This is a genomic window from Rhodoferax ferrireducens, from assembly GCF_003347515.1.
Lineage (GTDB): Bacteria > Pseudomonadota > Gammaproteobacteria > Burkholderiales > Burkholderiaceae_C > Rhodoferax.
Genome location: NZ_QEII01000315.1, coordinates 212,736 through 229,893 on the forward strand (window position 1 = coordinate 212,736; position 17,158 = coordinate 229,893).

The following is a 17,158-nucleotide window of genomic DNA, read 5'->3' on the forward strand; positions in this document are numbered from 1 at the left end:
TAATCTCTGTTCAGTGGTCGGAAAACGTCACGGTGCACGCTTGAACACAAGCGAGCCATTGGTGCCACCAAACCCGAAATTGTTTTTCAGGGCCACATCAATCTTCATGTCACGCGCGATATTGGCGCAGAAGTCCAGATCACACTCGGGATCCTGGTTGAAAATATTGATGGTCGGCGGACTCTTCTGGTGGTGCAGTGCCAGCACGGTAAAGATGGACTCAATACCACCGGCGCCACCCAGCAAGTGCCCAGTCATGGATTTGGTGGAGTTGACCACCGTTTTCTTCGCATGATCCCCCAAGGCCGCCTTGATGGCATTGGTTTCATTCAAATCCCCCAGCGGTGTCGAGGTGCCGTGAGCGTTCAGATAATCAATCTGATCAGCGTTCACGCCCGCATTGCGCATGGCACCGAGCATGGCGCGGCGGGGACCGTCCATATTCGGGGCGGTCATGTGGCCCGCATCGGCACTCATGCCAAATCCTGCCAGCTCGGCGTAAATCTTGGCGCCACGGGCTTTGGCGTGTTCGTACTCTTCGAGCACCATCACCCCAGCACCTTCACCCAAGACAAAGCCATCGCGGTCCTTGTCCCAGGGGCGCGAGGCCGTTTGAGGGTCATCATTACGCGTGCTCAATGCCCGCATGGCGGCAAAACCGCCAATACCCAAAGGCGACACTGTGGCTTCGGACCCACCTGCCACCATCACATCCGCGTCACCGTACTCGATCATGCGGCCGGCTTCACCTATGCAGTGCAAGCCGGTGGTGCAGGCCGACACGATCGCCATATTCGGCCCTTTAAAACCAAAACGGATCGCCACATGACCGGCAATCATATTGACAATGGTGGACGGCACAAAAAATGGGGAAATGCGACGCGCACCCCGATTAACGAACTCAGTGTGCATGTCTTCAATCATCGGCAAGCCACCAATGCCGGAACCAATCAAGCAACCGATTCGAGTGGACAACTCATCATCCAGCGCATCAAGCGTGGGCAGACCAGCATCGGCAACGGCCTGACTGGCCGCGGCGATGCCGAAATGAATAAAGGCATCCATGGTGCGCGCCTCTTTGGGGCCGATATAGGCCCCCAGATCAAAGTCTTTGATCTCACCTGCGATCTTGCAGGAAAAGCTTGATGCATCGAACTTGGTAATCAGATCGATACCCGATTTTCCGGCCAGCAGGTTGGCCCAAGCATCAGCTACCGTGTTGCCCACGGGACTGATACAACCCAAACCTGTTACAACAACGCGACGACGGGACATAGAAATTTGCAGTCAGTAGTTGAGCTAAAGAAAGCCGCCTGGAGCGGCATGAAACCAGGCCTAGGGACTGGGGCAGCATATGCCCGCGCAGTCCGTCACAGTCAGCCACGTTCAGTGCACGGACGCCACAGCGCCGGACACACGGAAACTTACGCTTTTTTGTGCGTATTCGCGTAATCGATTGCGTTTTGTACCGTTGTGATTTTTTCGGCATCTTCGTCCGGAATCTCAATTCCGAATTCATCTTCCAGCGCCATCACCAGCTCCACCGTATCAAGGGAATCTGCACCAAGATCAGCCACAAAGGCTTTTTCGCTGGTAACTTGGGACTCTTCCACACCGAGTTGTTCGGCAATAATTTTTTTCACGCGTGCTTCAATATCGCTCATGGGTTCACTCAGACGGTAGTAAATTAATCCGTGATTTTAGCCGGGCTTCGGGGCGATTCCCCAATCCGGCCACCGAACGGATAAATCGGCTTTTTTCTATTTGTATCGGGTCGCCGCTTACATGAGCATGCCGCCGTTGACGTGCAACTCCTGCCCCGTCACGTAAGCGGCCTGCGGCGAAGCCAGATAGGCCACCGCATGCGCGATGTCCGATGGCTTGCCCAGATGACCCAGCGGGATTTGACTCAGCAATGCTTTGTGCTGTTCTTCCTGCAAGCTGGCGGTCATGTCGGTCTCAATAAAGCCCGGCGCCACGCAATTGACTGTAATGTTGCGCGAGCCAAGCTCACGCGCCAGCGCACGGGTCATGCCGGCCACACCGGCCTTGGCAGCGGCATAGTTGGCCTGCCCGGGATTACCCGAAGCACCCACCACGGACGTGATGCTGATGATGCGGCCATAGCGCTGCTTCATCATGGTACGCATGACGGCGCGACTCATGCGAAACACAGCCTTGAGATTGGTGTCGAGCACGGCATCCCACTCTTCATCCTTCATGCGCATGGCCAGGTTGTCACGCGTGATGCCGGCATTGTTCACCAGTACCTGCAGTCCGCCATGCTCCTTGACGATGTCGCCAATCAAGGCTTCAGCGGCCTGCACATCGTTGACATTCAATGTTTTACCAACACAGCCAGGGTAACCCGACAGGGTCTGCCCGATCTTTGCGGCTCCGTCGTCGGTTGTCGCCGTGCCGATGACCTTGAGCCCGCGTTGCGCCAGGGCCAGGGCAATGGCAGCACCAATGCCGCGCGACGCACCGGTCACCAGGGCGACCTGGCCTTCAAATTTGACCTCACTCATGATTAACATCCCAAAGTACACTTTTCACAGCAGCTAGGCTGGCTGGGTCCAGCAGCGCCATGCCATTCAGTTCCGGGTCGATGCGTTTCACCATGCCGGCCAACACTTTGCCGGGGCCGCATTCCACAACGGTGGTCAAACCACGCGCCTTGATGGCCTGCACGCACTCCACCCAGCGTACAGGCCCAAAGGCTTGGCGGTACAGCGCATCGCGAATTCGATCGACATTTGCCTCCACTGCAACGTCAACATTGTTAATCAACGCAATTTGGGGTGGCAAGAACTCAACCGAGGCCAGTTTTTCCCTGAGACGGTCAGCCGCCGGTTTCATTAAGCTCGAATGAAAAGGGGCCGACACCGGTAATGGCAGGGCGCGCTTGGCACCGTTGGCCTTCAACACCTCGCACGCCTTTTCCACTGCCGCCTTGCTGCCTGCAATGACGGTTTGCGAGGGATCATTGAAGTTGACGGCTTCCACCACTTCAGGCGAAGTTGCGCCGAATCCTCTTGTCACCTCTTCGCAACCAGCTATTACTTTTGCAGCATCCATGCCCAAAATAGCGGCCATGGCGCCCACGCCCACCGGCACGGCGTCCTGCATGGCCTGGGCTCTGAAGCGTACCAACGGCGTGGCCTGGGCCAGCGTCAGCACACCGGCAGCCACCAAGGCTGAATACTCACCCAAGGAATGACCTGCCACGGCAGCCGGTGCAAGGCCGGTTTCAGCCATCCAGACACGGTAGGCAGCCACAGCGGCTACCAGCATCACGGGCTGCGTGTTCGTCGTCAGGGCCAGTGCTTCCTTGGGGCCGTCCTTGATCAGCTTGGCAACATCTTCACCCAAGGCGTCTGAGGCCTCTTTGAGCGCCTCCACTACCACCGGATGATCGCCCCAAGCATCAAGCATGCCCACAGACTGAGAGCCTTGGCCAGGAAAAACAAAAGCAAATGGTTTCATGCTGTTCTTATCAAAATTTTTATTCAATAGGGCTAAAGCCCTTGTCTCACCTGCGCACCAAGCTATAGTTGTAATAGCAAAGCACCCCATGTGAAACCGCCGCCCACCGCTTCCAGCAGGAGCATCTCGCCGGGCTTAACGCGGCCTGCACGCACGGCGGTGTCAAGCGCCAATGGAATGGAAGCAGCGGAGGTGTTGCCGTGCTGATCCACCGTCACGATGACTTTGTCCATCGACAGTTTGAGCTTCCTGGCAGTGCTCTGCATGATGCGTATATTGGCTTGGTGCGGAACCAGCCAGTCAACATCCGCAGCCACTTTGCCGGCCTTGGCCAGTGTGTTGCGGGCGGCGGTATCCAGCAAGCCCACTGCCAGCTTGAATACAGCCTGGCCATCCATTTTCAGCAGCGGGTCGCCCAGCACCTGCCCGCCCGACACGTGGCCCGGCACGCACAAAATGCCGGCGTGCTTGCCGTCCGCATGCAAGTCACTGGCGAGGATGCCGGGGGTGTCGGAGGCTTCCAGCACCACGGCACCGGCGCCATCGCCGAACAGAACACAGGTGGTGCGATCCGTGAAATCGAGAATACGTGAAAAGACCTCGGCACCAATCACCAAGGCCTTTGTGGCTGCGCCAGTCTTGATCATCGCGTCGGCAATGGACAGCGCATAGACAAAGCCACTGCACACGGCCTGCACGTCGAACGCTGCACCACCATGGGCGCCCAGCTTGTTCTGCAAAATGCAGGCCGTCGAGGGGAACACCATATCGGGCGTGGAGGTTGCGACGATGATCAAGTCAATGTCGGTGGCCTGGACGCCAGCGGCCTGCAAGGCCAGGCGCGCAGCCTCAAGGCCCAGATCACTGCTGCAAACATCGGGGGCCGCAAAATGACGCGCCCGAATACCGGTGCGCTCAACAATCCATTCATCCGAAGTTTCAACACCCTTGGCGGCGAGCTCTGCCGCCAGATCGGCGTTGGTCAATCGACGGGGAGGGAGATAGCTACCGGTACCGGTGATACGTGAATATAGTTTCATTGATCAGGCGAGGGCGACCGTATCGGGCTGTACGGAGAACTCCACGGCGACCAACAGAGGCGCAACGTGAGCAATCCGAACTTGAACACGGTCAAGCAAGTTGTTTCGGGCTGCATCATACGCCCGCGTCAAAGCGTACCCAAAAGCCAACTCATCGGCTGAGCCGTGACTCTTGAAGACCAGGCCGCGTAAGCCCAGCAAGGCTCCACCGTTGTAGCGGCGGTGATCCATCCGCTTTTTAAGCGCCGATATGATGGGATAGGCCGCAATAGCCGCCAATTTTGTAAAAATATTGCGTGAAAACTCGATCTTCAAAAAATCGACAATCATGGTCGCCAAGCCTTCGCTGGCTTTCAAGGCCACATTGCCGACAAAACCGTCACAGACGACAATATCGGCGGTTCCCTTGAAGATATCGTTTCCTTCGACATTGCCATAGAAATTCAAATCGCCCGCTTTGGCGGCCGTTCGCAGCAATTCACCGGCTTTTTTGATAACTTCATTGCCTTTAATGGCCTCTTCGCCAATATTTAGCAAGCCGACTGTGGGATTGTCATTGCCGCTCAGAACGGATACAAGGGCAGAGCCCATCATCGCGAACTGCAGCAGATGCTCGGCCGAGCAATCGACATTGGCGCCCATGTCCAGCACCGTGGTGGCTTGACCCTTGGCATTGGGAATTTGCCCGGCGATGGCGGGGCGGTCGATGCCATCCAGGGTTTTGAGCAAGTAGCGTGAAATAGCCATCAGCGCGGCAGTATTGCCCGCCGACACGGCGGCTTGCGCAGCACCATCCTTGACTTGCTGAATGGCCACGCGCATGGAAGAGTCTTTCTTCCGGCGCAGCGCCACCTCAAGCGGGTCATCCATACCAACAACCTCGCTGGCCGAGACCAGGGTCGCGCGCGGATGGGAGAATGCACGCAAGCTGTCCGGCAGTCCGACCATCAATAACTGGGCGTCGGGGTGACGGCCCAGAAAATTACGACAGGCAGGAAGCGTGACACGGGGGCCATGATCGCCCCCCATGCAATCGACAGCGATAGTGATCATGGGAGACTAGTGCAGCGTGGCAAATGGCAAGCGAATATCGTAAGCATCAAGACAAAGGCCCGACGCTACAAACAAAGTAGCCTCGGGCCTTGGTTTATTTGAAACGATCAGGCTTCAGACTTGGTCTTGAGCACTTGGCGGCCACGGTAAAAGCCGTTGGGGCTGATGTGGTGACGCAAATGGGTTTCGCCCGTGGTGGACTCAACTGCGATGCCTGGCACGACCAGTGCGTTGTGCGAGCGGTGCATACCGCGCTTTGAAGGTGATTTTTTGTTCTGTTGGACAGCCATGATCTGCTCCTTGCGTCTGTTTGTTGCGAAGGCCGCAACATCTTGGGGTTTGTGAAACGTGTGAATTGAAACAATTCACGCGAAGCCCATGAGTATAGCGCACCTGGACCCACTCAGCTTGATTTACCGCCCTGCAGCTTGGCCAACACGGCGAAAGGATTGCGCTTTTCGGCCGAGGCGGCGTCAAAACCCGGATCGACTGCCGCCAATTTAACCTCCACCGGACACGTCTCATGGCGGGGAACCACGGGCAAGGCCATCAGTACTTCATCTTCGATCAGGTCAGACAGCTTGAAATCCTGGCTCAGGGCCAGCACGTCTTCTTCCGCGTCTTCGTCTTGTGCTTCAGCCGCTTCTTCGCTGGCGACGAAACGGAAAGACTGGTTCACCGTGACCTCAAGATCCACAGGACCCAGGCAACGCTGGCAAGTCAATGGCAAACTCACGTCCACGGTCAAATGCAGCCAGACCTGCTCGGCGCCCGCTTCGTCAGCCCGAACCTCACCTTGCGCCGACCAATCAAGCATATTATCAGCGCCTATCCCTTGTGTTTCCTGCATTAGTCGCTCATATTTCGATAGCAAATCATGTCCAGCAATCTTGCTCGCAGCCTGTGCAAACGCCTTGACATCCAGATGGGTAGGGGGAGACTCTTGTTTCATGCATGCAGTGTAAGAGAATCACGGCATGTCTGAAACTACACCCCGAAAACTCATCCTGGGTTCCACCTCGCCCTACCGCCGTGACCTGTTAGCGCGCCTGCGCATCCCATTTGATGTCGTCGCGCCCGACGTCGATGAAACACCCCAGGGCACTGAAGCACCGAAACAACTGGCCTGCCGACTGGCGATGGCCAAGGCCCGTGTCGTGGCGGCCCAATTTCCGGCCTGCGTCGTGATCGGCTCGGACCAAGTGGCCGATCTGGACGGCCAGGCCCTCGGCAAACCGGGCGACCATGCACGAGCCACAGCGCAGTTGCAGCAAATGCGCGGGAAAACCGTGATTTTCCAGACCGCCGTGGCAGTGGTTTGCCAGGAAACTGGCTTTGCCCAAATGGACCTGGCCCAGGTCAAAGTGAAATTTCGTGAGCTCTCTGATGCCGAGATCGAAGCCTACTTGCGCGCCGAAACACCTTACGACTGCGCGGGCAGCGCCAAAAGCGAGGGCCTGGGTATCGCCTTGTTGGCGTCCATCGACAACGATGACCCGACGGCGCTGGTGGGTCTGCCACTGATTCGCACCAGCCGGATGATTCAGGCCGCAGGCATACAGGTGCTATGACCATGACAACGACATCGCAAAACGCACCGATCGCACGCGGCCGTCTCTACCTGGTTCCAGCGCCCTTGGATTTCGGCTGCGACGAAACAGTGAACCTGCAAAACACGATGCCCTGGGGCACCCTGACCGTGGCGTCGCAGCTGCAGTATTGGGTCTGCGAAAACGCCAAATCGGCGCGCGCCTATTTGAAACGGGTCAACGAGATCAGCCCGCTAAGCAGCCCGCTTCAGGCCCTGCATATTCAGGAACTGCCGCGCGAGGTCCATAAGAAAGGGGATCACACCGGCAATTTTGACGCTCGCCCTCTGCTGACTCCCGCACTGGACGGACACGACGTGGGGCTGGTCAGCGAGGCCGGCATGCCCGCCGTGGCGGACCCGGGTTCGTCAGTGGTGCGTGCGGCGCACGATCTGGGCATTGAGGTCATCCCCTTGACCGGACCGGTGTCACTGTTGCTGGCCTTGGCGGCCAGCGGGCTCAATGGCCAGAATTTTGCATTTGTGGGTTACTTGCCACAAGAAGCCACAGAGCGTGCCCAGCGCATTCGGGAACTGGAATCGCTGGCCTTGAAAACGGGGCAAACACAAATGTTCATTGAAACGCCCTATCGCAATGTCGCCATGATGCAGACGCTGCTGCAAACACTGCAGCACAACACACGATTGGCCGTGTGCAGCGGGTTGACCCTGCCCCGCGGCGTCTGCCAAAGCGACACCATCAAGAACTGGCGAAAGAAGACCTCGCCACTCAACAACTCGACCCCGACGGTATTTGCGCTGGGCCGCTGATTCTCACCGTGGATGCGAATCAGCGAAGTGCGGGAATCGATTGTAGCGCGTGCACGGCACCTGCCCCGATCGATGCGCCGAAACGCTTGACGAGGCGTTCCGCCACGTTTTCACGGCGGGTGTAATCAATGATTTCCTCGGCCTTGACGATTTCGCGTGCCACGAAATCAAGATTGCCCAACTGGTCTGCCAATCCGAGTTCAATCGCCTGCTGGCCACTCCAGAACAAGCCACTGAAGGTTTCGGGTGTTTCTTTCAGGCGGCTGCCACGGCCGGCCTTGACCACGTCGATGAACTGTTTATGAATCTGGTTCAGCATGGTTTGGGCAAAAACCCGCTGGTTGTCGGTCTGCGGGCTGAACGGATCCAGAAAACCCTTGTTTTCGCCCGCCGTCATCAGCCGGCGCTCCACGCCCAGTTTTTCCATCAGGCCGGTAAAGCCGAATCCATCCATCAGCACGCCGATGCTGCCAACGATGCTGGCTTTATCGACAAATATCTTGTCGGCCGCCACGGCAATGTAATAAGCAGCCGATGCACAGGACTCTTCCACGACCGCATACACGGGCTTCTTGTGCTTGAGTTTCAGGCGTTTGATCTCATCATTGATGATGCCGGCCTGCACCGGGCTGCCGCCTGGCGAATTGATCAAAAGGACCACGGCCTGGGCACCCGCGTCTTCAAACGCGCCACGCAAGGCCGTCACAACCAGCTCTGCACTGGCGTCCGCCCCGGAGGCAATTTCACCCTTGATTTCCACCACCGCCGTATGCGGCGTCGAGGCATCCTGGGATGGACCATTGCGACTGATCACAACCCAAGCCAGGAGAATAAAGAAAGCCAGCCAGGCCAGGCGCACGAAACTGCGCCAGCGACGTGCCAGCCGCTGCTCGTTGAGCGACGCAAACACCAGCTTTTCCAGTGTGGCACGCTCCCAGCCCGGGCCGTCGATCGGGCTCTTGCTTGCTTCGTTTTTTGTAGCACCTGTCTCACTATTGACGTTGGCTGAAGCCTGATTTGATATCAAATCAGGCTCACGGGGCGCCCCCGACTGTTCAGGGGATTTCTCGGGGATAAGGGGGTCGGTCATTTCAAAACTCTAGGGATTTCAGGTTATGGGCAGTATGCCAGTGCACGACGCCATCAAACTCGGATGTGTCAATCTTTATCAAGCCACCGCGACACGGGCCACCGCGGCAAGCGCCGGTTTGCGGTTGGTAGATGGCACCATGCGTGGCACACATCAGCCAGTGGCCTGTGCTGTCAAAAAAGCGGTTGGGTTGGTAATCCAGCTCCATGGGCACATGGGCACAACGGTTCAGGTACGCGTACACCTGACCCTGGTATCGAATGGCGAAAGCGCGACAGGTCTGAGCGCAATAGGTCACATCAAACGGAACGGCTTCGCCGCTATCGGAAAGATCAGCTGAATTGCACAGGGGAACGAACTGCGTCATAGAGGGTGGAGCGCCGACGCCTGTCAGGCGTTGACCAGCAGCCAGTCGTGCAGTTCAGGCACTGAATGGGCGACAAAACGGGGATTCAGAACATGGAATGCGTCAGGCTCATGGGCACCGTAGCTCACTCCCACGCTGGGGCAGCCTGCATTGAGGGCCATCTGCAAGTCATGCGTGGTGTCGCCAATCATCAGCGTGCGTGCCGGCTCCACACCAAATTCGCGCATCAACTCCTGCAACATACGGGGATGCGGCTTGCCCGCCGTTTCATCGGCCGTGCGCGATCCGTCGAACACGCCTTGAAGCTCCACCGCCTGCAGAGCTTCATCCAGTCCCTGCCGGCTTTTGCCGGTGGCCACGGTCAGACAGTGCTGGCGCGATTTCAGATCGGACAGCATGCGCAGAACCCCATCAAACAGGCTGATGTCATTTTGGTGGTTCATGTAGTGGTGGCGATAGCGGGTGATGAGCTCGGGATATTTGGCTTCCGGCAAATCAGGTGCGGCATGCGCCAGGGCCTGCGTCAAGCTCATGCCGATCACAAAAGCGGCATCTCTGTCGCTCGGCACCAGCCCGCCCACATCGCGCACCGCGTTTTGAATGCAGCGGGTGATGATGGCGGTGGAATCAAACAGCGTGCCGTCCCAGTCAAAAGCAATCAGATCGAATTGACGAGATACGCGTGTTTCAGGATGAAGAGGGGGCAGCATGGGTCACAAACGCGTCAAGTTCAGAGGGTAGTTGGGCCAGCAATTCCACACGTTCGCCGCTGACCGGGTGGTTGAACTGCAAACGCCAGGCATGCAGGAACATGCGCTTGAGGGAGGGCAGTTTTCCGGCCCGCAGCAGCGTCTTGTTCAGTTCAAAGTCGCCGTATTTGTCATCGCCCGCAATCGGATGGCCTTCGCTGGCTAGGTGAACGCGGATTTGATGGGTGCGTCCGGTCTTGATGGTGACCTCAAGCAAGGTAAAAGCGGTGGCGTTCGTCCCCCTGACTTTCACCAGCGTCACGGAAGGCATGCCGTTGGGATCATCCCGGGACACCACCTTGACGCGCCGTTCACCGGCGTTGCCCTCCTTGCCGTCCAGCAGGTATTTGTGCAGCGGTTTGTCCAGCACCTTCTTGTTGCCAGGCCAACGCCCAACGACGAGCGCCAGATAAGTCTTACCAGTTTCGCGCTCGCGAAACTGGTCTTGCAGGCTTGTCAGGGCGCTTCTCTTTTTGGCAATCAGCAAAATGCCGCTGGTGTCCCGGTCCAACCGGTGCACCAGTTCCAGGAATTTGGCCTGGGGCCGGGCCATGCGCAATTGTTCGATAACGCCAAAACTCACACCCGAGCCGCCGTGAACCGCCACGCCCGCCGGTTTGTCGATTGCAATCAGGTGATCATCTTCAAAAAGTATGGGGAAGTCACGGGCAGGCGCTCCTCGAGCCATGCCTTGCGCCATGGCCTCGGCTTTTTCAGCCACCCGTTCAGAGATCCGTACCGGCGGCAATCGCACCGCATCGCCCGTCGCCACCCGGGAATCAGCCGACGCCCGCCCCTTGTTCACCCGCACTTCACCACTGCGGATAATGCGGTAGACGTGGGTTTTGGGCACGCCCTTAAGGTGGCGCATCAGAAAATTGTCCAGCCGTTGGCCCGCAGAATCTTCATCTACGAGGACCGTGGTGACCTGTGGGACATGCGGGGCTGGATTGCCCCCTATAATGTGTTTCACTAGCGATGCGCTGTAAGTGGTTGATTTAACGACAAGTTAACTCGCCGTTTAGGTGGAGTTTAGTTCACCCACCATGACCAGCCCCGCAAGAAGGTCGATGCCGCCATTTGCCTTTGCACGCAAACCTCAAGCCAGATGCTTGCGGTGGCCTGCAATACGAACGGTCAAGACGACGCCTTGAAATACTGATTCGGAATACCCAAAGTTCACAGACAACCCGTCTGTGAACGGAATGAAGCGAGATGTTTGTGTTGATGAGCCTGATTCATATATGCCCACGGTGCGTTTTCGCCCCGTTTTTCGGCATGAATTGGCCATCAGCCCCCGTCAAACGGGCGCAACCAGCTATTAGTTTAATAGCGCATCCACAACCCAACCTCCTCGCTCCCCTCCACGCGCCAACGCCAAGACTCATTATTTGAGTCTCGGTTCTCCGGCAATTCCTCCTCACTTCAAAGCGTCAGTTCTGGTATCAAGCGCTCGTCAAGAGCATGTTTGTATTTGAATTGAAGGATGCTACCCATGAAACGGATGCTGATTAACGCCACGCAGGCTGAAGAACGCCGCCTGGCCATCGTCGACGGACAAAAACTCCTCGACTACGAAATTGAAATTGAGGGGCGTGAACAGCGCAAGGGCAATATCTACAAGGCCGTCGTGACGCGCGTCGAGCCCTCACTGGAAGCCTGTTTTGTGGACTACGGCGAAGATCGCCATGGCTTCCTGCCGTTCAAGGAAATATCGCGCCAGTATTTCCAGCAAGGCGTGGCTGTCGGCCAGGCCCGCATCCAGGACGCCATCCGCGAAGGCCAGGAACTGCTGGTCCAGGTCGAAAAGGAAGAGCGCGGCAACAAGGGCGCGGCCCTGACCACCTTCGTTTCGCTGGCCGGCCGCTACGTGGTGCTGATGCCCAACAACCCGCGCGGTGGCGGTGTCTCGCGCCGGATCGAAGGCGAAGACCGCGCTGACCTCAAAGAAGCGCTGGAACAGCTCGAATACCCCAACGGCATGAGCATCATTGCGCGTACCGCCGGCATTGGCCGCAGCGCGCCTGAACTGCAATGGGATCTGAACTACCTGCTTAAACTGTGGACCGCCATTGACGGTGCCGCCAAAGGGGGCAAGGGCGCTTACCTGATTTACCAGGAATCCTCGCTGGTGATTCGCGCCATTCGCGACTACTTCAACAACGACATCGGCGACATCCTGATCGACACCGACGACGTGTACGAACAGGCCCAGCAGTTCATGGCGCACGTCATGCCAGAACACGCTGCCCGTGTGAAGCGCTACCGCGACGATGCGCCGCTGTTCAGCCGCTTCCAGATCGAGCACCAAATCGAATCGGCCTATGCCCGCACCGTGCAACTGCCGAGCGGCGGCGCCATCGTGATTGACCATACCGAAGCGCTGGTTTCGGTGGACGTGAATTCGGCCCGCGCCATCAAGGGTGGCGACATCGAAGAAACCGCCACCCGCACCAACCTGGAAGCCGCCGACGAAGTGGCGCGCCAGATGCGCCTGCGCGATCTGGGTGGCCTGATCGTGATCGACTTTATCGACATGGAAGAAAGCCGCAACCGCCGCGACGTCGAAAACCGCCTGCGCGACGCGCTGCGGCAAGACCGCGCCCGCGTCCAGTTCGGCACCATCAGCAAATTTGGCCTGATGGAAATGAGCCGCCAGCGCCTGCGCCCTGCGCTGAGCGAAGGCGCTTCCATCCCCTGCCCGCGTTGCGGCGGCTCCGGCCACATCCGTGACACGGAATCCAGTGCACTGCAGATCCTGCGCATCATCCAGGAAGAATCCCTCAAGGACAACACGGCGTCGGTGCTGTGCCAGGTCCCGGTTGAAGTTGCTTCCTTCCTGCTGAACGAAAAGCGCACCGAGATCGCCAAGATCGAACTCAAGCAGCGCATCAACGTGCTGATGGTGCCTAACAAAACGCTGGAAACACCGAACTACAAGCTTGAGCGCCTGAAGCACGACGACCCGCGTCTGGACAATATTGAAGCCAGCTACAAGATGGCTGATGACATGGAAGATCCGACGTCGGTGACGCGTCGCTCGCAAGAGCCGACCAACAAACAGACACCGATCATCAAAGGCGTGTTGCCCGATGCACCGGCGCCCGTGGCGATCCCGAAACCCGAGCCAGTCAAGCCAGTCGCCACTGCTCCGCGCGCCGCGCCCCGGCCTGTCCCCGTTGCGGCAGCGCCTGCGCCGGCCGATAAAGGCTTCTTTGGCTGGATCAAAAATCTGTTTGCCACTGAGCCCGCACCCGCGCCGCAAGCCAAACCCGAGGTCGAGGTCAGCAAGGACGACAAGCGCGAGGGTCGCGGCGGCCGTGATGGCGCCCGTCGCAATGAGCCCCGTGGCGACGCACGTCCCGAAGGGCGCGACGAGGCCCGTGGGGGTCGTGGTGCGCGTGGCGGCAGCGGCGAAGGTCGCGGCGATGGCCGGGGTGGTCGCGGCGGCCGGGGTGGCCGTGGCGAACGTCCGGCGCAAGGTCAACGCGAACGCTTCGATGCCGAAGGCAAACCTATCATGGTGGAAGCGGGTACAAGCTTTGCCCAAGCCCCGGCGAATGCGCCGGGTCAGGATGCACCTCGCAATGAACAGGGGCAGGAACGTCCCCAGCGTGGCGGGCGCGGTGAGCGCAATAGCCGCGGTGACCGAGGTCGCAACGAACGCACCGACAACGTCGAACAGGGCGCCCCATCTGAACGCGGCGAACCGCGGGCAGACGGCCGCAATGAGCGCCGGCCCGATCGCAACCGTCGTCCTGACGAAAACGCAAGAACTGAGGCATCCACTGGGGAAGGCAACCGCAGCAATGCAGATGCCGTAACCACCCCGGTTGAGCGTACAGCGCCCGTGCTGAACGATGCAGCGTCAGGCGCCGATCACGGCAATGGCACTGTTGAAGTAGCAGCACGTCCTGAAGGCAGCGAGACACGCGAAAAACGCTCACGCGATCGCTATGGTCGTGAACGCGCTCCCCGTGCCGACCGTCCCGAGCAGACTGATCGTCAGGAACGGCCCGCGCGTGACAGCCAGCCTGCGCCCGAACAGACGGCAGAAGAGCCGCGCCGGTCCTACTTCAGCACCAGCACTGAAACCCCAGCGCCGACACCGGTGGTCGAGCCAGCGCCAATGCAAGCTGCCGATGCAGCACAGCAAGCCCCAATCCTGGTCGCACCAGCACCAAAGGCACCCGTACCTGCGCCAGCGCCGGTCGTTGCAGCGCCGGTCGTTGCACCAGTGGTCGCGCGAGTCCATGCGCCAGTCGCTGCCGCTGCAACCGGCATGCCCAAACTGCAGCCCTTTGTTCTACCTCTGTCTGAGTTGGCGCAAGTGGCCGAGAGTTCCGGCCTGAGCTGGGTGAACTCGAACGCAGAGAAAATCGCTGCCGTGCAGGCCGCCATCGCGTCTGAGCCCAAGGAGATTCGCGTGCCGCGCGAACGGCCCGCTGCCGTGCAAATTGAGGAAGCTCCGCTGGTCTTGGTGGAAACAAAACGCGATTTGCGCGACGTGACCTTGCCTTTCGAGCAGTAAGGGCTCGGTAAGCCAAGCAGCTGCCCTCGCGGGCAGCCACAAAAAAAGGCACTTCAAGTGCCCTTTTTTACGCCCCGGTCATCCCGATCAAAAAAGGTCTACACCCCCAACCTTGGCCACCTCTCCAAAGTAACCCCGACGAACCAGGCCAAGGTGGCTGCATACCTTGTTGTGGCCGCTTCGTCGCGCAAAATCAACCGCCCGCTCGGTCTTCTCAAGCGCGCTGCTGGGGGAGTCGTCCGCCATCACACTGGTAAAACCGCAGCTGACCGTCAGCCGGCCCACCTGCGGGAAATTGAACTTTTCGACATTGGTGCGAAAACGCTCGAACGCTGCCAGCACCAAGGCTTCATCGGGGCAGTGCATCAACACGCCAAAATGCTCCGCGCCGAAACGGTATATGCGGTCATAGGTACGAAAGGTGTTGTTCATCACGCGCGCCACCAGCAACAACACCTCTTCGGCAATCAGATGACCATGTTTGTCATTGATCAACCCAAAGTTGTCAATGGTCGCCGATCCCAGCCAGTAATTGGCCGGCACACGGTGGCGGCGTTCCGGATCCAGCCCTTTGGGTGATCCTGCCGTCTTTGGATCGCCGATGACCCCGTCGAGCTCTTCCAGAACCGCGCTGTAAAACGCGTCATCGAGTGACTTGCGGTTTAGCAAACCAGTCAGTGCGTCGCGGTCGCTGTACTCCAGCAGGGAGTACATATTGCGGTAAATACGGCGCAGCTGTTCTATCGTCAGAATCGCTTCCGGGGTCAGGGTGGCGCCCGAATGCACCTCGATCACGCCTTCGTCGTCCTTGCGCGAATCGGAAAACAAGGGCAGCATGTTGATTCGCGGTCCCTCTTCCCCGGCCCAGGCGATTTCAACTATTTCACGGCGCTGAAGACACTTGAGCCGATCCGGCGCATCGTCCAGGCGCGGCAAGGTCTCAAAATCCACCCGCATGGGATCGACGACCTTGCCACCACCCTTGGCATCCAGACGGGCCACTTCGAGCCATCGCTTTTCACCCTCAAAACTCATGACACGCGCAATGACGATGCGCTGGATGGGAAGCAGATCAATCAGCGCCTTGGACAGCGTGAGTTCCAGTAAATCCCGATCACGATGGTCGGTCAGCTTCAGAATGTGTTCGATCAGGGTAGTCATATATTTTGGATGATAGCCCTGAATTTCACACAAGTCGCGCGGTTGCCGCCTTTGCCGCGTTTTGCCAGGATCGCGTCGAAGCTTCGACATCACCCCGTCGCTCGGCCAATTCAGCCAGCGCGGCCCAGGCATTTCGCTCCAGTTCCGCGTCCTGCAACCTGGGCAATGACTGTTTAAGCAGTTGCTGCGCCTTGCCCCACAGCTGAAGTCGCATGCAGGTGATGCCTGCCAGGTATTGCAGGGCTGAGTCGGCTGGATTGGCCATCTGCGCCTTCTCGATTCGGGTCAACCATTCTGCTTCTGGTGTATCGGAGGCCGTGGCAAAGCTACGTTCCAAAACCTGAATGAGACTGATGCGCTGCGCCTCCGTCAAAGCACCCGGGTGCTCCACCATGCGCTCCCAGATGGGCAGCAACCAGGTGCGGGCCAGATCGACATTGCCTTCCAGTTTCAACATTCTTTGCGCCGCGGCGATGGCAACCTCCGGTGTCAGCCGCTCCGCCCCTTCCAGCTGATTCCAGACGGATTGCAGCTGCTCCGGGTCGTACGCCGTCAAAACCAGCTCCAGGGACAGGCCTCGCAAAATGCCCTGCGCAGCCACCTCGGAAAACGCACGGTGTTTGGCCAACAGGCGTGCAGTTTCCAGCGCCAGCGGCGTCTGACGCGCCATGCGCGCGGCCTTCAGACGTAGGCGCAGGGCAATGGTTCGCCGGGAGGCGCCTTGTGGAAGCTCATCCAGCCATTGCAGAGCGGCTTGGGCGTCCTGGTCTTCCAGCGCCCAGCGCGCTGCACGCAACTGCACTGCCTCGCGGGTGCCCTGCGCATCATGGTGCGATGCCTGGTCCAGCGCCAGACGAAAATGCTCCTCACGCGCAACTTTGTCTTGCAGGGACTGCGCACTTTCGGCGGCCAGCAGATGCGCCAGCGCACGCAGACGCCCCGAATAGACCAGTGTTTCGCCGCCGCGCGTCATGGCAGTCTCGCGCGCCAGCACCATCTCCGCGGCTTTCCTGGCCCGAATAAACCGACCGGCCAACATATGCGACAGCGCGTCCAGCAAAGCGACATGCATGCCACGCTCCTGATGCTGAATGCGCCAGGAACGCGCGTGGCCTGGCATGGCAAACAAGGCGGCCAGCGCGCGCGAGGCCACATGCAGGGTGAAGAACAGCAGCGCCAGCAACAGCACCACCAGATTAAGCGACAAGTCCACCCGGTACGGCGGCCAGAATACGGTGATCGTGCCCTGGTTATTGCCAGCAAAAAGCGCGATGGCAACCGCCATGCCAAACAACGCCAAAAACCATAAGGCGGCCCGCATG

General features: G+C 58.9%; 17 protein-coding genes. 3 read left to right on the top strand and 14 right to left on the bottom strand.

Annotation, left to right across the window (positions count from 1 at the left end):
* Positions 1–27: 27 nt before the first annotated feature.
* The 8 genes from fabF to C5P05_RS28110 all read right to left on the bottom strand — a co-directional run bounded on the left by fabF (position 28) and on the right by C5P05_RS28110 (position 6,396).
* On the bottom strand, positions 28–1,275 hold the full coding sequence (fabF, locus tag C5P05_RS28075) for a beta-ketoacyl-ACP synthase II (RefSeq protein ID WP_114973156.1): 1,248 nt from the start codon (positions 1,273–1,275) through the stop codon (positions 28–30).
* A 149-nt stretch (positions 1,276–1,424) separates the two neighbouring features.
* Positions 1,425–1,664 (bottom strand): acyl carrier protein, encoded by a 240-nt coding sequence (acpP, locus tag C5P05_RS28080; RefSeq protein ID WP_114973157.1) that lies wholly within the window; start codon positions 1,662–1,664, stop codon positions 1,425–1,427.
* 117 nt (positions 1,665–1,781) lie between these two features.
* Positions 1,782–2,528 (bottom strand): 3-oxoacyl-ACP reductase FabG, encoded by a 747-nt coding sequence (gene fabG / locus C5P05_RS28085; protein WP_114973158.1) that lies wholly within the window; start codon positions 2,526–2,528, stop codon positions 1,782–1,784.
* Complete coding sequence (gene fabD, locus C5P05_RS28090; protein ID WP_114973159.1) at positions 2,521–3,486, bottom strand: ACP S-malonyltransferase; 966 nt, start codon at positions 3,484–3,486, stop codon at positions 2,521–2,523. The genes fabG and fabD overlap by 8 nt, the downstream gene beginning before the upstream one ends.
* Positions 3,487–3,548: 62 nt before the next feature.
* Positions 3,549–4,526 carry a beta-ketoacyl-ACP synthase III gene (locus C5P05_RS28095; RefSeq protein ID WP_114973160.1) on the bottom strand — a complete coding sequence of 326 codons (978 nt, stop codon included), beginning with the start codon at positions 4,524–4,526 and terminating at the stop codon, positions 3,549–3,551.
* Between the two features lie 3 nt (positions 4,527–4,529).
* A complete protein-coding gene (plsX, locus tag C5P05_RS28100) occupies positions 4,530–5,579 on the bottom strand; it encodes a phosphate acyltransferase PlsX (RefSeq protein ID WP_114973161.1) in 1,050 nt (349 codons plus the stop codon).
* A 107-nt stretch (positions 5,580–5,686) separates the two neighbouring features.
* Positions 5,687–5,869, bottom strand: coding sequence for a 50S ribosomal protein L32 (gene rpmF, locus C5P05_RS28105; RefSeq protein ID WP_114973162.1), 183 nt, complete (start codon positions 5,867–5,869; stop codon positions 5,687–5,689).
* Between the two features lie 113 nt (positions 5,870–5,982).
* Positions 5,983–6,396, bottom strand: coding sequence for a YceD family protein (locus tag C5P05_RS28110; protein ID WP_332871372.1), 414 nt, complete (start codon positions 6,394–6,396; stop codon positions 5,983–5,985).
* A gap of 160 nt (positions 6,397–6,556) precedes the next feature.
* Between C5P05_RS28110 and C5P05_RS28115 the strand changes: the two genes are divergently transcribed.
* Both C5P05_RS28115 and C5P05_RS28120 read left to right on the top strand, forming a co-directional pair.
* Entirely contained in the window at positions 6,557–7,150 is a 594-nt protein-coding gene (locus tag C5P05_RS28115; protein WP_114973164.1) for a Maf family nucleotide pyrophosphatase, read from the top strand.
* Positions 7,147–7,938 carry an SAM-dependent methyltransferase gene (locus C5P05_RS28120; RefSeq protein ID WP_420130785.1) on the top strand — a complete coding sequence of 264 codons (792 nt, stop codon included), beginning with the start codon at positions 7,147–7,149 and terminating at the stop codon, positions 7,936–7,938. The genes C5P05_RS28115 and C5P05_RS28120 overlap by 4 nt, the downstream gene beginning before the upstream one ends.
* Positions 7,939–7,957: 19 nt before the next feature.
* Here the strand turns inward: C5P05_RS28120 and C5P05_RS28125 are convergent, their stop codons facing one another.
* Genes C5P05_RS28125 through C5P05_RS28140 form a run of 4 tightly spaced genes read right to left on the bottom strand, consistent with a single transcriptional unit; the run spans position 7,958 to position 11,117 of the window.
* The gene (locus tag C5P05_RS28125) at positions 7,958–9,028 is read right to left on the bottom strand and encodes a S49 family peptidase (protein WP_114973165.1); all 1,071 of its coding nucleotides are present in this window, start codon (positions 9,026–9,028) and stop codon (positions 7,958–7,960) included.
* A 1-nt stretch (position 9,029) separates the two neighbouring features.
* The gene (locus C5P05_RS28130; protein WP_114973166.1) at positions 9,030–9,395 is read right to left on the bottom strand and encodes a Rieske (2Fe-2S) protein; all 366 of its coding nucleotides are present in this window, start codon (positions 9,393–9,395) and stop codon (positions 9,030–9,032) included.
* A gap of 23 nt (positions 9,396–9,418) precedes the next feature.
* A complete protein-coding gene (locus C5P05_RS28135; RefSeq protein WP_114973167.1) occupies positions 9,419–10,105 on the bottom strand; it encodes an HAD family hydrolase in 687 nt (228 codons plus the stop codon).
* A complete protein-coding gene (locus C5P05_RS28140) occupies positions 10,083–11,117 on the bottom strand; it encodes an RluA family pseudouridine synthase (RefSeq protein ID WP_114973168.1) in 1,035 nt (344 codons plus the stop codon). The genes C5P05_RS28135 and C5P05_RS28140 overlap by 23 nt, the downstream gene beginning before the upstream one ends.
* A gap of 522 nt (positions 11,118–11,639) precedes the next feature.
* Between C5P05_RS28140 and C5P05_RS28145 the strand changes: the two genes are divergently transcribed.
* Positions 11,640–14,675 carry an Rne/Rng family ribonuclease gene (locus tag C5P05_RS28145; RefSeq protein ID WP_114973169.1) on the top strand — a complete coding sequence of 1,012 codons (3,036 nt, stop codon included), beginning with the start codon at positions 11,640–11,642 and terminating at the stop codon, positions 14,673–14,675.
* Between the two features lie 87 nt (positions 14,676–14,762).
* Here the strand turns inward: C5P05_RS28145 and C5P05_RS28150 are convergent, their stop codons facing one another.
* A complete protein-coding gene (locus C5P05_RS28150) occupies positions 14,763–15,836 on the bottom strand; it encodes a GGDEF domain-containing protein (RefSeq protein ID WP_114973170.1) in 1,074 nt (357 codons plus the stop codon).
* 25 nt (positions 15,837–15,861) lie between these two features.
* Positions 15,862–17,157: a heme biosynthesis HemY N-terminal domain-containing protein gene (locus C5P05_RS28155; RefSeq protein ID WP_114973171.1), complete on the bottom strand. Its 1,296-nt coding sequence runs from the start codon at positions 17,155–17,157 to the stop codon at positions 15,862–15,864.
* Between the last annotated feature and the right edge of the window lies 1 nt (position 17,158).

Coding starts and splice junctions, on each gene's coding strand:
- fabF (WP_114973156.1), bottom strand. CDS start 1,275: ATGTCCCGTCGTCGCGTTGTTGTAACAGGTTTGGGTTGTATCAGTCCC.
- acpP (WP_114973157.1), bottom strand. CDS start 1,664: ATGAGCGATATTGAAGCACGCGTGAAAAAAATTATTGCCGAACAACTC.
- fabG (WP_114973158.1), bottom strand. CDS start 2,528: ATGAGTGAGGTCAAATTTGAAGGCCAGGTCGCCCTGGTGACCGGTGCG.
- fabD (WP_114973159.1), bottom strand. CDS start 3,486: ATGAAACCATTTGCTTTTGTTTTTCCTGGCCAAGGCTCTCAGTCTGTG.
- C5P05_RS28095 (WP_114973160.1), bottom strand. CDS start 4,526: ATGAAACTATATTCACGTATCACCGGTACCGGTAGCTATCTCCCTCCC.
- plsX (WP_114973161.1), bottom strand. CDS start 5,579: ATGATCACTATCGCTGTCGATTGCATGGGGGGCGATCATGGCCCCCGT.
- rpmF (WP_114973162.1), bottom strand. CDS start 5,869: ATGGCTGTCCAACAGAACAAAAAATCACCTTCAAAGCGCGGTATGCAC.
- C5P05_RS28110 (WP_332871372.1), bottom strand. CDS start 6,396: ATGCTTGATTGGTCGGCGCAAGGTGAGGTTCGGGCTGACGAAGCGGGC.
- C5P05_RS28115 (WP_114973164.1), top strand. CDS start 6,557: ATGTCTGAAACTACACCCCGAAAACTCATCCTGGGTTCCACCTCGCCC.
- C5P05_RS28120 (WP_420130785.1), top strand. CDS start 7,147: ATGACCATGACAACGACATCGCAAAACGCACCGATCGCACGCGGCCGT.
- C5P05_RS28125 (WP_114973165.1), bottom strand. CDS start 9,028: ATGACCGACCCCCTTATCCCCGAGAAATCCCCTGAACAGTCGGGGGCG.
- C5P05_RS28130 (WP_114973166.1), bottom strand. CDS start 9,395: ATGACGCAGTTCGTTCCCCTGTGCAATTCAGCTGATCTTTCCGATAGC.
- C5P05_RS28135 (WP_114973167.1), bottom strand. CDS start 10,105: ATGCTGCCCCCTCTTCATCCTGAAACACGCGTATCTCGTCAATTCGAT.
- C5P05_RS28145 (WP_114973169.1), top strand. CDS start 11,640: ATGAAACGGATGCTGATTAACGCCACGCAGGCTGAAGAACGCCGCCTG.
- C5P05_RS28150 (WP_114973170.1), bottom strand. CDS start 15,836: ATGACTACCCTGATCGAACACATTCTGAAGCTGACCGACCATCGTGAT.
- C5P05_RS28155 (WP_114973171.1), bottom strand. CDS start 17,157: ATGCGGGCCGCCTTATGGTTTTTGGCGTTGTTTGGCATGGCGGTTGCC.